The sequence below is a fragment of the Tenuifilum sp. genome (assembly GCF_037481895.1).
Classification (GTDB): domain Bacteria; phylum Bacteroidota; class Bacteroidia; order Bacteroidales; family Tenuifilaceae; genus Tenuifilum; species Tenuifilum osseticum.
Map to the genome: position 1 here is coordinate 2,302 of NZ_JBBFKU010000025.1, position 13,755 is coordinate 16,056.

Below are 13,755 nucleotides of genomic sequence, written 5' to 3' on the forward strand. Positions count from 1 at the left end.
GGCAATAGCGCTACGCACGACGATTACTTTAACTGGTATACCGATAGCCTGGTTAGCGCACTTGGTGTTGATGGATGGAATGGATTGGGAACTACATGGGAACGTACTCGCCACCAACTACCTGCAGTTTTGGCGGGCAAAAGCAATGTGATTTTCCGCTTAGGATTTAAAGCCGATAAAGCCAACAACGATTATGGCGGCACAGCAATTGACAACTTCAAGCTATACGAGGCCCCATTTGACATTGGAGTAGAGAGCATTTTAAGCCCTTCAACTGCATGCGACCTCAGCCAAAACCAGCCCATACAGGTAAGGATACGTAACTATGGGATTAGAAATATGCAAACGGGCGATACCGTTGTGGTTAAGGTGAATATTGACCACACCATGGTACCCGACACACAGACCGATACCATGGTGCTAAGTACCCCACTGAACGCAGGCAGCTTTATGGATTACACCTTTAGCCGAGGCTTTAACATGAACATTAGCGGAAGCTATACCGTTGAAGCGCTAACTCAAATAGAAAACGATCCCGTTTTCTACTCATCGTCACCCAATGACACTGCTACAACAATAATTGCCGTTCAGAAGCCCTATGTAGAGCTTGGTAACGATATTTGGACGCTGCAACCCGACACGGTTGTACTGGATGCAACCAATCCCGATCCGCTTGTAACCTACAAGTGGTACAAGGCTCCGGATAAAGTAACCGTAATTGACACTTTACATACCTATAAAGTGGAAGATGTAAATGGCGGCAAATACTATGTACGGCTGGATAATAGTATCCCCTGCCGGGCTTGGGATTCAGTTACCGTTCACCGCTTAATCCGCGATGTAGGAATACCCGCTTTCGATAGTCCTGTAAGTTCATGCGAACTCTCGGACAAAACACCCATTAAGGTTTATGTGAAAAACTATGGAACTGACACCCTAACAATTGGAAGCACTATCAGGTTAGGCTATATTTTTAACGGCAATCCAAAGGTTGAATCTGTTTGGGTTTCCGATAGAACAATACTCCCGGGTGACTCAACAATCTTCACCTTTTCTGATAGCCTCGATATGCAAGCAATTGGCTCCTATACCCTTAAAGCCTGGGCTAATGTTTTGCTCGATAACGATGCAAATAATGATACCATAAACTCAACCATATACGTTTGGGGATATCCAACCTTTAGCTTTGCAAAAGACACTATTCATCACACGGGAGCATCGTACCCAGTAGATGCTGATAGTATTTGGTATGCATACTACTGGCACAACGACGGGTCAACCAACCGAATCTTTGTACAAACCCAAACCGGTTGGGCAAAAGTAACAGTTTATGATACCCACAACTGCCCTGCGACTGACTCTGTTTACATTGATCTCACCTTTTCCGATATTACCATTGACACTCTGCTGGTTCCTCAAACTGCCTGTGAGATTAGTGGATTGGTATACCCTAAAATAATAATCAGAAATGCGGGTACTGTTACTATTGCATCGGGCATTGACATTAACCTAAGTTACAAGGTTAATGGAGACACCAAGGATACACCCACTCTAACACTCGATGCTAACTTCCTTCCTGATGAAACTAAAGAAATCATTTTTGGTACTGGTATCGATATGTCTGTTCCGGGAACGTATAACTTTGAGTTTGTCGCCAAAACTGCAAGCGATAACAAACCCGAGAACGACACTTTAAGACAAACCGTTTACATTTATGGCTATCCAAGTCTTGAACTGGGCGATTCAGTATTTACCCGTAACAACAGTTACCTTTTAGATGCCGGATCAGGACGCGATAGCTACCTGTGGAACACTGCTGAAACCACCCGAACCATTACCGTTAACCAAACCGGTTGGTATGAGGTAACCGTTACTGAGAATGGTTTTTGCTCAACCATCGACTCGGTTTACGTAACCTTCCTAAAGCACGATTACTCAATTACCCAGGTGGTCAACCCAACCACATCGTGCAGCACCCCTGAAAAGCAAACCGTTAGCATTAAGTACACCAACATTGGCAACGATACATTAAAGGCAGGGCAGCAGGTAAGGTTTGGTTACCAGATAAATGAAAGCTACTTTGCAGAGGAAACATACACCCTTTTATCGGACTTACGCCCGGGTCAGTTCATGCTCTACAACTTCACGGAAAAGATTGACCTTTCGCAACCCCACACCCACGACATGATTGCATACGGAATTTACACCGGCGACACAAATACTTCGAACGATACGCTAATGATCTCGTTTACAATAAATGAGTCGCCCGTAGTTAATTTGGGCCCCGACAGGGTTGACCGCACCGGAAGCGTAACACTCGACGGTGGTGAGGGGACAGGTTACACCTACCTGTGGCAGGATAATTCAACCGATAGGTACTACTTTGCTGAGAATACGGGAACCTACTGGGTGGAAACAACCGCGCCAAACGGATGCTCCGATAGGGATACCGTTAACATTACTATCCTCCGCCCCGATTATAGAGTAACAACTATTATCGCACCCAGTACATCGTGTACCTTAAGTGCAACCGAACAAGTTCAGGTTGAGGTTGAAAACGCTGGAACTGATACACTTCAGGTTGGACAAAACCTATTTGTTTCGTACGAGGTGGATAACATCCTACAGCAAACCGAAGCAATAACCATGACCTCAAAGTTTAAGCCAGGCGACAAGTTAATCCATACCTTCACCAAAACTTTCAACTTTAGCACACCTGGTTCATATACCATAAAGGCCTACACCACCTCAAACGATGATGTAAACCCATTTAACAATTCTTCTTCAAAGACCATCGATGTATGGGGACTTCCCAATGTAAACCTTGGTATTGACACTGCCATTTGCCAGGGTACATCTCATACACTCAATGCAGGTGCAGGGTTTTCATCGTACCTGTGGAGCACCAGTGCTACTACCCAAACAATAGATGTTTCAACTGCCGGACTATACTGGGCTGAGGTATCCGATACCCATGGCTGCACAAAGCGCGACACAATAGTAATAGGCATAAATCCTTTGCCTACTGTTACCCACGATCCTCTGGATGCCGTATGCTTCGATGAACCCGAATTTACCCTTTCAGGGGGCAACCCATCTGGAGGTATTTACAGTGGTCCCGGAACCAATACTACTACCTTTAATGCATCGAACGCTGGCGCCGGTACCCACACCTTAACCTACACCTATACCGATGCAAATGGTTGCAGCAATAGCACTAATGTTGACATTACCGTTCATCCGCTCCCCGTAGTTGATTTAGGGCCCAACCGCTCAACAACTGAACCTCTCACCCTTGATGCAGGTAGTGGCTTTGTAACATACCTATGGCAGGATAACTCAACTAACCAAACGTTTACCGTTAATCAATCGGGGCTATACTTTGTTACCGTTACCGACAATAATGGCTGCCATGGCTACGATGAGGTTTACATCACATACCTGGAAACTCTAGACATTATTGTTTCAAATCTGCTTTCACCCGTTGATAAATGTCACAATAGCCAAACCGAGACGGTACGTGTGGAACTTTTGAACCGTGGAACTAAAACCTTTACCACAGGCGAAACCATAGAGGTTAACTACTTTATTGGCACATCAACACCTGTAAAGGAGCAATACACGTTTACATCGAACCTACCCCAAAATAGTAAGGTTGAGTTCTCGTTTAGTAATCCAATATCGTTAAGCACTGGACAGTTTAACTTCACATGTTTCACAACCATAGCAGGCGACAATGGCGATTCAACTGAGTTCACTGTTAATGTTTGGGATTTGCCAAGTTTTGACTTTGGCTCCGACACCATTAAACATTCACTTCCATACGAATTACAGTCAGGGATAGGTGGTGTAACCTACCTTTGGAACACCGGTGCAACCAGCCCCACCATAACCATCTCAAACGGACAGTGGGGCAAGTACTGGTTAAGGGTAACCGACTCGCACGGATGTATTGCTTCCGATACTGTTGTTGTTTGGTGGCCGGTTAGCGCTGAAAAAATTACTGATACCCCTTATAGAGTCTCCATATATCCCAATCCTGCAAACGATGAACTTTACATTCAGGTTGATGGTGATAGAACCAGCAACTACAAGATTGAATTCATCGCACCTTCAGGCTTAACGGTTGAACAGGTTGAAATTATTCAATCCAATAGCTTTACCCAAAGGTTTAATGTAAATAGGCTGCAAGCGGGAATGTACTTTATCCGAATCACCAATAGCCAGGGCGAAACCTTAATCAAAAAGGTTATCATAGGAAGAAAGTAAAAAGTCCCTTAAACCCCAAATAGAGCCGGAGTTAACTCTGGCTCTATTTTTTTTACCTTAGATTTTTTTCCAAACGCCAAAAACAAAACGCTCCATTGAACACATTACACAAAGCCATAAAACTAGCTATCTTTGAACAAATCAATTTTGGTAACGTTATATTAAAAAATCTACATTTATGGATAAAATAAGCATTCAGGCCGATTGGCTAGACGGCATGGCCTTTGAAACTGAAGTTAATGGCCACAAACTCATTATTGATGCCGACGAAAAGGTAGGAGGTACAAACCGTGGGCCGCGGCCTAAACCCCTCATGCTGGTTGCCCTTGCCGGGTGCACAGGAATGGATGTGGTTTCGATACTCAAAAAGATGCGCGAGGATGTAAAAAAGTTCCGCGTTAGCGTTGAAGCCCTCCAAACCGATGATCACCCAAAACATTACGTTGAAATGAAGGTTATATACGAGTTCTGGGGCAACAACCTCAACCCTGAGAATGTTAACAAGGCTGTTAAACTTAGCGACGAGAAGTACTGCGGTGTTAGCGCAGCCTATAAAAAAGGCATGAAACTAACTCACGAGGTGATTATACACAACGAATAGCCAAAATGGAAATTACGAAAGATATTAGCATTGAAGAGCTGGTTGAACAGGTTCCAGAGGCTGTATCGTTTCTTAGAGAGAAAGGTATTGTATGCCTCATTTGCGGTGAGCCTGTTTGGGGAACCCTGTACGAAATTGCCTCGCAAAAGGGTTTTTCCGATTTGGAAATCGAGGAGTTGGTTGAAGGGATAGCAAGGTTAAAGGATAAAGGATAAAAATTTAAAATTTCAGATTTCAGATTTCAGATTCATGATTGAAGGTGGTTTCTTAAACCATCAACCATCAACCATCAACTAATATGTTATCACAGAGTTACACAGTATAACACGGTGTTTCACAGAATGGCATTCACGAACAACGAGCAACGACTCACGAACAACGTTACTTGTCATTCTGAACTAGTCGAGGAATCTCGATTTATTTAAGATTTAAAATTTAAAATTTAAGAACTCACTTGTTAACACACGTCTTTCGACACGCATATTATTCGCCCTAAAAGGGCAAATCACATTAGCCCAGGGTTTTAACCCTGGGTATTGTGGTATTAAAAATTTTAGGCGATGCACGCATTACTTATTCCAAAGAGAAACACTGAATTGTTGCATCGCAACTGAAAAACATTCCAAAGAGCAAAAAGTATAAGAGAATGAAGACGCAGAGAGATGCTTCGGCGAGCTCAGCATGACAAAGGAGTCGTTGATACATAAGGTAATTGTCATTCCGAGTCCCGATTATTTCGGGATAGACTATGTCGAGGAATCTCATTAATGAAGAGTTGTAGGTGTAAAGTGATGCTTCGGCGAGCTCAGCATGACAATAGTTTCACGAACAACGAGCAACGACTCACGAACAACGCTACTTGTCATTCCGAGCTAGTCGAGGAATCTCATTAGTGAAGAATTGTAGGTGCTAAGAGATGCTTCAGCGAGCTCAGCATGACAATAGATTCACGAATAACGAGCAACGAACAACGAGCAACGAAGACCGTTTCCAGCCCCGTAGGGGCGAAATATTTGTAACCCAATGACCACTCCCATATGCATAGCGATGCACGCAATACTTTTTCCAAAGGGCATGGGTGATGCGTTGCATCGCAACAGATAATCAATGCAAAGAGCCATTTACAAGTACTTTCATGCCTTGACACAAGAAAGAACTAAAGAAAATCCATAATAAAAATTTGCATTTGTTAAATACTTTTTCGATATTGCACGTGTAAATGTGAAATTAAAATGATTCGATACTCCAAAGCCAATAATAATTCCAATTTCAACAACAACCTGTTGAAACGGGAAGGTTTTGGCGTTTGGTGAGCAAGAAACAATACTAGTTCAAGGCCTTCCTTAAAAACAGGAAGGCCTTTTTTGTTTAACACACTCCATATGCTGCAAAGAGTAAATAATAACAACAATAATCGTCCGCCACCCCCCGGGAATGGTTATGCTTTACCCTGCCCTTCCCGGTAATTCCGCGAAGGGCATTCTTTTTTCAAACTTCTAACTATCAACACTAACCAAAATAATAAAACAATGGAATCTAAAGTTTTTGAAACACTAACAGGCGACATTTGCCGTTCGGTTGAAACCGAGGACGCTATCACCCTAATCAAGGAGACCTTTCCAAAGCTACTAGCAAAAAAGCTAAACCTGCGGCGGGTTACCGCACCGCTTATAGTTGAGGCTGGTCTTGGCATTAACGACGATTTAAACGGCGTTGAAACGCCCGTAAGTTTTACCTCCAATTCCATTGGCAAACGAATTGAAATTGTTCAATCGCTTGCAAAATGGAAGCGATTAACACTTGCCCGTTTGGAATTGCCCTGTGGTAGCGGAATATATACCGATATGAATGCACTAAGGCCCGATGAAACCCCCGATGCAATACACTCAGTTTACGTTGACCAGTGGGACTGGGAAAAACGTATCGATACATCGGAAAGAGGCGTGGAATACTTCCGTAAAACAGTTAATGCCATTTATGAAGCCATCTGCGAAATGGAAATGGTGGTTGCCGCTCACGTCGATGGGATTACTCCTGAGCTACCCAAGAGCATTCATTTTGTACATTCGGCAGAATTGGAGGCAATGTACCCAACCCTATCGCCGCGTGAGCGAGAGAATGTTATATGCAAACAGTTTGGAGCAGTTTGCATCGAAGGGATTGGATACCCGTTGTCCGATGGTAAACCATCGGATGGAAGAGCCCCCGATTACGATGATTGGTCAACACTACGCCCCGATGGATATAGAGGTCTAAATGGCGATATTCTTGTTTGGCACAAGCCACTTGGAATTGCCCTTGAACTCTCATCGATGGGAATTAGGGTGGATAGCGCAGCCCTAAAGCTACAGCTGCAGATGCAAGGTTTAGAGCATCGAAGTAAATTGCACTACCATAGCTTGCTACTAAACGGGAAACTTCCACAAAGCATTGGGGGAGGCATAGGGCAATCGCGACTCTGCATGTTTTTACTCCGCAAGGTACATATTGCACAGGTGCAAGCATCGGTTTGGCCGGAAGGACAAGGGTAAGGGATAAGGGATAAAGGATAAGGGATAAAGGATAAAGGATAAAGGATAAAGGATAAAGGGTAAAGCGTGAACCGTGAACCGTGAACCGTTAAACGTGAGCCGTTAAATGGGATTGAACAATAAGCGCCCCCCTGTTATCACGAAGGATAATGGATAAAGTTTAGAGGAGGTTAATACACAAGGTTCTTTTTACGAATAACGAATCACGAACAACGCTACTTGTCATTCCGAGTAATATCCTAAAAACTAACACACATGATTTTGTCATAAAAAAAGGCATTGTTGGTTTTAATTTTTCCTAATACACTCCTACCCAAATTAACGCGCGCTGAATGATTGCGTGCGTTTTTTTTACATAACTGAAATGTATCTTTCAAATTATTACCATTTTACTAACTAAACTTACATTTTAAACCTTTTTGTTGTAAAACATCTAAAAAAATGAAGCGATTAAAACAGAATTACTTTAACTTTGTCATATCACAATATGTCCAATTCATTAAACTGTTGGAATCATGCAAAATTTAGACTGGAAGAATCTTCCTTTTGGTTACGTTAAAACCAATTATAACGTTCGATGCTATTACAAGGATGGTAAATGGAGCAGCCTTGAGGTATCGGATTCAGAATATATTAACATTCACATGGCCGCTACGGCCCTGCATTACGGCCAAGAGGCCTTTGAGGGCATGAAGGCCTACCGGGGTAAAGATGGGAAAATTCGTCTTTTCCGATGGGATGAGAACGCCCAGCGGCTTCAACACTCAGCTGAGGGGATTTTAATGGCACCAGTGCCCAAAGAACTTTTTTACGAAGCAGTGGTTAAAGCCGTAAAACTGAACGAGGAGTTTGTACCGCCATTCGGAACTGGAGCATCGCTTTACATTAGGCCTTTGCTATTTGGCTCTGGCGCCGAGGTTGGCGTTCGGCCTGCTAAGGAATACATGTTTGTTGTGTTTGTTACTCCCGTAGGGCCATACTTCAAGGAAGGCTTCAACCCTGTTAAAATTGCCATTGTTCGCGATAGCGACCGAGCAGCCCCACTGGGTACCGGTACCTTTAAGGTTGGCGGAAATTACGCAGCCAGTCTTCGGGGGGTAGAGAAAGCCCGCAAAGCAGGATACAGCTCACCAATGTACCTCGATGCCAAGGAGAAAAAGTATATCGATGAGATTGGTGCAGCAAACTTCTTCGGGATCAAGGACAACACCTATATCACCCCTAAGTCAACATCTATATTGGGCTCAATAACCAATAAGAGCATTGTCCAACTAGCCGAGGATTTAGGACTTAAAGTAGAACGCAGGCCTGTACCCGTTGAAGAACTCGAAACCTTTGAGGAGGTTGGAGCATGTGGTACAGCCGCAATTATTTCGCCTATTGGCGAGATTAAGGATTTGGAAACTGGTAAGGTTTACACTTTCTGCAAGGATGGAAAACCTGGGCCAATCTCAACCAAACTTTACGAAACCCTGGTTGGTATTCAATACGGCGAGCTTGAAGATAAGCATGGATGGGTAACCGTGATTGAGTAAGATAGATAAGGATAAAGGATAAAGGGTAAAAGGATATCTTTTGTGTGACGATAGAAACTTTAAAACCCAGATAACTTATTTTAAGCAAAACCGGATTAATAGTTCAACCCTGAACTTTTCCGGTTTTGTTTTTTTTGGGGAATAATAACGCCCTTAAAAAGTAAAATCTTAAACAGTCAGTCAACTAAGTAAGATTTTTTATCTTTACAATTAACAAAATCCATAGGCTAACCAATAAACGTAAACCATTTAAAACTATGAAATTTTTAAAAAAAATTATTGCATTTGCACTTATTGCCATTGCGCTACAGTCATTTGCTCAAACCCAAACAATCAGGCAATTTACCTTGCCCAACGGATTAACTGTTATACTTGATGAACAACACGACCAACCCGAAGTGTTTGGTCTGATTGCAGTGAAAACTGGCGGCAAAAACGACCCCGCCGATGCTACCGGAATGGCCCACTACCAGGAACATATGCTTTTTAAGGGAACAACCACGCTGGGAACCATTGACTGGGAAAAGGAGAAACCACATATCGACAGGATATTTCAGCTTTACGATTCGCTTGGCAAAACCAAAGATCCCGAAAAAAGAGCATTAATTCAGAAAGCGATAAACGAAGAGTCCGTTGAGGCAAACAAATATGCCATACCCAACGAGATGAATAACCTGCTGAATGAAATGGGTTCAACCCTAATTAATGCCGGCACAGGTCCTGATTACACCCTATACTACAACAAATTTCCGGCAAGCCAGGTGGAACGTTGGCTCGACCTATACGCCCATCGGTTCACTGAACCCGTATTTAGAGGTTTTCAGGCAGAACTCGAAGTGGTTTATGAGGAGAAAAACCTTTACAACGACCAGTTCCAAACCCGTTTACTTGAGGAATTCCAGAAATATTTTTTCAAAAATCACCCTTATGGACAACAAACCCTGATAGGAAGCATTGAGGATTTAAAGAATCCTTCGCTTACCAAAATGTATGAGTTTTTCAAAACATATTATGTGCCCAACAACATGGCCCTAATCCTATCGGGCGATTTTAATTCCGATGAAATTATTCCCGCCATTGAAGAAAAGTTTGGCAAATGGCAGCCCCGAGAACTGCCTGAACCCCGAAAATGGGATGAGGCTCCCTTTAACGGACGCGAATTCCACGAGGCAAAACTTAGCCCTATAAAGCTTGCAATACTTGGATATCGCGCTCCAAACGCTACCGATCCCCGTAAGCCTTTGCTCGATGTTACTACCCGATTACTTAACAACAGCTACTCTACCGGTTTGCTGGACAAGCTAACGCTCGATGGAAAATTGCTTGCAGCTCAAGCCATGATGATGCCATACTACGACCACGGAGCAATAATCCTTCTTGTTGTTCCCAAGGTGGTTGGTCAAAAACTTGAAGATGCCGAAAAATTGGTTCTCTCTGAAATTGAAAAGCTTAAAAAAGGGGAATTTGATGAGAGCCTGTTGGAAGCAATAAAGCTTGAAATTTACCGCAACACTAACACAAAACTCGAAAATATTCAGAACAGAGCATTAACCCTCAGCGAAGCCTTCACCCAAGGTAAAAGTGTTGATGAGGCGTTCACCTACCCCGAAAAGGTAAAATCGATAACCAAGGCCGATATTGTAGCTATTGCTAACGAGGTTTTTGGCCCTAACTACCTTGCCTTTTACTCCAAAATGGGCTTCCCCAAAAAGGAAAAGATAGCCAAGCCCGACTTCAAGCCCCTACTCTCAAATACAAAAGCCCGAAGCGCTTATGCCCAGCATTTCGACTCGCTCCCTATTCGCACCCCTAACTTTAAGTTCATTGATTTTGATAAAGATTTGAAAGTGGTTGAACTTGCCGGTGGGCATAGGATCCAATGCGTTGAAAACCCCAAGAACGATATTTTCTCTTTGAATATTGAGTTTAAAGTAGGTAAAACTTCACTGCCATTGCTTGGATTTGCTGCACAGGGTATGGCTTTAGCCGGAGCAGGCGAATACGATGTAAACGCACTGAAAACTGAATTTGCCAAGTTAGGCTCATCGTATAACATCTGGGCTAATGAAAATAAAACTACAATAAACATTAATGGCATTGAAAGCAACCTGGAACCCACACTCAAACTTGTTGGCTTACTGCTTAGCGACCCCAAACTTGAACAATCAAAAATTAAAACGATTGTAGCCAACGAGAAGGCAACGCGTAAGATGGAACGCTCCGAACCCGACAACGTGGCCGATGCACTAGTTGAATATGGGTTATATGGCGATGATTCCTACTATACCAAACGGTTATCCATGAGCAGTGTAAAAAAGCTAAAAGCCCAAGAGTTGGTTGATGCTTTTAAGCAAGCGGCTGGTTATACTGCCACCATAAGCTATTGCGGTAACACCAGTGCCGATAAAATTTCCGATATAATAGCCAGCTACTTACCACTCTCCTCAAGCCCTATGGTTGACACAACACCCCTCGATAAACCTGCTAAACAGTACACCGAAAACACCATCCTTTTTGTCAATAAACCAAAGGCACGCCAAAGCAAGATGTTTGTATTTATTAATGGCAAACCCTTTGAAATTGGTGATGCTGCATACATCGATGCCTTTAACGACTACTTTGGCGGAGGTTTTTCCGGCTTAATGCTTCAGGAAATACGCGAATACCGCTCACTGGCATATTCTACAGGGGGCTCGTTCCGCTACCCGCTAGAAAATGGTAAACCGGTTAACTTTATTGGTTATGTTGGAACCCAGTCCGATAAAACGCTTATTGCTATGGAAACCCTCGATACCCTTATCAGGCAAATGCCAGCAAAACCTGAACGTATTGAGATGATTAAAAGCCATCTGGAGCTATCGGCACAAACCAGCCGGCCAAACTTCCGTAATATTTCATCAACTGTTGATGTGTGGAAAAAAAGAGGCTTTCCGGTTGATCCACTAATTATTAAACTACCAATTTACCGGGGTTTAACATGGGAAAACATTGATGAATTCTACAAGGATCGCATGAAAAACAACCCTGTTGTTTACATGATTGTTGGCGATGAAAAGAATATCGATATGAAGAGCCTTGCTAAATACGGCAAACTAGTAAAAATCAAAGAAAAAACACTTTTCAGCAAGTAGTTCCTATTACAGTATTACAATAAAGGCAGTCCCTAATTGACTGCCTTTATTTTTTTCACTAAATTTCGATTGCCAAAAACAAAATACCATGAAAATCAAAATCATATTAATAATAGCTGTTGCAGCGACACTGGTATCGTGCCAAAGGCAAGGCTCGTCAGATATTGACAGCACTGCATACCTGGAAGAGATTACCATAAAACAGCTGCAGGACGGTTATCGCGAAAAGCGCTTTACCGTGGAGAAGGTTGTAAACGACTACCTGAAACGCATTGAACTCCTTGATAAAGAAGGCCCTTGCCTGAACTCGGTTATAGCCATCAATCCCGATGCGCTAAAAATAGCCAGGGAGTTAGATGAGGAATTAGCACAAGGCAAGGTTCGTGGCCCACTTCATGGAATTCCTGTAATCCTAAAGGATAACATTGATACGCGTGACTCTATGCCAACCACTGCCGGTGCAACGGTTTTAAGGAACTCCTATGTAGGACGCGATAGCTGGATTGCTGCAAAGCTTCGCGAAGCCGGTGCAGTAATAATAGCCAAGGCAAACCTGAGCGAATGGGCTAACTTTAGGGCGAGTCGTTCATCGAGCGGATGGAGCGGAGTTGGCGGGCAAACCCGAAACCCATACGAGCTTGACAGAAACCCCTGTGGGTCAAGTTCGGGGTCGGGCGTGGCCGTATCGGCTAACCTTTGTGCATTTGCCATTGGCACTGAAACTGATGGTTCAATCATGTGCCCGTCGAACAACAACGGGATTGTGGGCCTAAAACCCACAGTTGGGCTTATTAGCCGCAGCGGTATAATTCCCATCTCGTTCACCCAGGACACACCAGGCCCCATGTGCCGTTCGGTTTCCGATGTGGCCTACTGCCTTGGAGCAATGGTTGGCCCCGACCCAAACGACCCAAAAACACTTGACCCTAACGCCAGGTTTTATAACGACTACACCCAGTTCCTCCGACTTGACGGGCTAATGGGAAAACGTATTGGATTTATTACCAACGCATCGGGCTTTCACCATAAGGTTGACACGCTCATGAGCAAGGCCATAAGCGATTTGCGCCGTTTTGGAGCCGAGGTGTTTGAGGTTAGCCTGCCCATACCTCAAGAAGTAAACAGTGCAGAATTTCAGGTGTTGCTCTATGAGTTTAAGGATGGGCTTAACCGATACTTTGCCAGTTTAGGCGAAAAAGCACCAATTAAAAGCTTAGAGGAGTTAATTTCTTTTAACCGTGCCGACACTATTGAGCTGCGCCACTTTGACCAACATCTACTTGAACTTGCTCAAGGCAAAGGCGACCTAAACTCGCCTGAATATATAAAGGCACTTGAGACCATGCAAAAAGGGATAAGGCAGAATGGAATTGATAAAGTGATGGACGAAAACAAACTTGACCTACTCATAATTCCAACAGGTTCACCTGCATGGAAAACCGATTTGATTTTAGGTGATAATTATATAGGTGGGAACACTTCGTATGCAGCCATGGCTGGTTACCCAAGCATTACCGTTCCAATGGGGAATATTGATGGTTTGCCTGTTGGTATCTCGTTCATTGGGCGCGCCTGGTGTGAGTCAACACTTATTGAAGCAGCATACTCCTACGAGCAGGGAACAAAACACAGAATAGCGCCTAAGTTCAAAACCTCCAAGTAAGACATTGATGGTTTGTTATTTAGCA

General features: G+C 43.5%; 7 protein-coding genes. All 7 read left to right on the forward strand.

The features are described 5' to 3' along the window. The coding region (locus WHS63_RS08695; RefSeq protein ID WP_445204768.1) for a T9SS type A sorting domain-containing protein at positions 1-4,269 on the forward strand (4,269 nt) is incomplete at its 5' end. 178 nt (positions 4,270-4,447) lie between these two features. Continuing rightward, complete coding sequence (locus tag WHS63_RS08700) at positions 4,448-4,870, forward strand: OsmC family protein (RefSeq protein WP_445204769.1); 423 nt, start codon at positions 4,448-4,450, stop codon at positions 4,868-4,870. A gap of 5 nt (positions 4,871-4,875) precedes the next feature. Further along, positions 4,876-5,085 carry a hypothetical protein gene (locus tag WHS63_RS08705; RefSeq protein ID WP_445204770.1) on the forward strand — a complete coding sequence of 70 codons (210 nt, stop codon included), beginning with the start codon at positions 4,876-4,878 and terminating at the stop codon, positions 5,083-5,085. 1,314 nt (positions 5,086-6,399) lie between these two features. After that, positions 6,400-7,401, forward strand: coding sequence for an aspartate--ammonia ligase (gene asnA / locus WHS63_RS08710; RefSeq protein ID WP_445204771.1), 1,002 nt, complete (start codon positions 6,400-6,402; stop codon positions 7,399-7,401). A gap of 515 nt (positions 7,402-7,916) precedes the next feature. Next, the gene (locus tag WHS63_RS08715; RefSeq protein WP_445204772.1) at positions 7,917-8,936 is read left to right on the forward strand and encodes a branched-chain amino acid aminotransferase; all 1,020 of its coding nucleotides are present in this window, start codon (positions 7,917-7,919) and stop codon (positions 8,934-8,936) included. Between the two features lie 257 nt (positions 8,937-9,193). Next, entirely contained in the window at positions 9,194-12,067 is a 2,874-nt protein-coding gene (locus WHS63_RS08720; RefSeq protein ID WP_445204773.1) for a M16 family metallopeptidase, read from the forward strand. 88 nt (positions 12,068-12,155) lie between these two features. Then, positions 12,156-13,730 carry an amidase gene (locus tag WHS63_RS08725; protein WP_445204774.1) on the forward strand — a complete coding sequence of 525 codons (1,575 nt, stop codon included), beginning with the start codon at positions 12,156-12,158 and terminating at the stop codon, positions 13,728-13,730. Positions 13,731-13,755 lie beyond the last annotated feature (25 nt).

Coding starts and splice junctions, on each gene's coding strand:
- WHS63_RS08720 (WP_445204773.1), top strand. CDS start 9,194: ATGAAATTTTTAAAAAAAATTATTGCATTTGCACTTATTGCCATTGCG.
- WHS63_RS08715 (WP_445204772.1), top strand. CDS start 7,917: ATGCAAAATTTAGACTGGAAGAATCTTCCTTTTGGTTACGTTAAAACC.
- WHS63_RS08725 (WP_445204774.1), top strand. CDS start 12,156: ATGAAAATCAAAATCATATTAATAATAGCTGTTGCAGCGACACTGGTA.
- WHS63_RS08705 (WP_445204770.1), top strand. CDS start 4,876: ATGGAAATTACGAAAGATATTAGCATTGAAGAGCTGGTTGAACAGGTT.
- WHS63_RS08700 (WP_445204769.1), top strand. CDS start 4,448: ATGGATAAAATAAGCATTCAGGCCGATTGGCTAGACGGCATGGCCTTT.
- asnA (WP_445204771.1), top strand. CDS start 6,400: ATGGAATCTAAAGTTTTTGAAACACTAACAGGCGACATTTGCCGTTCG.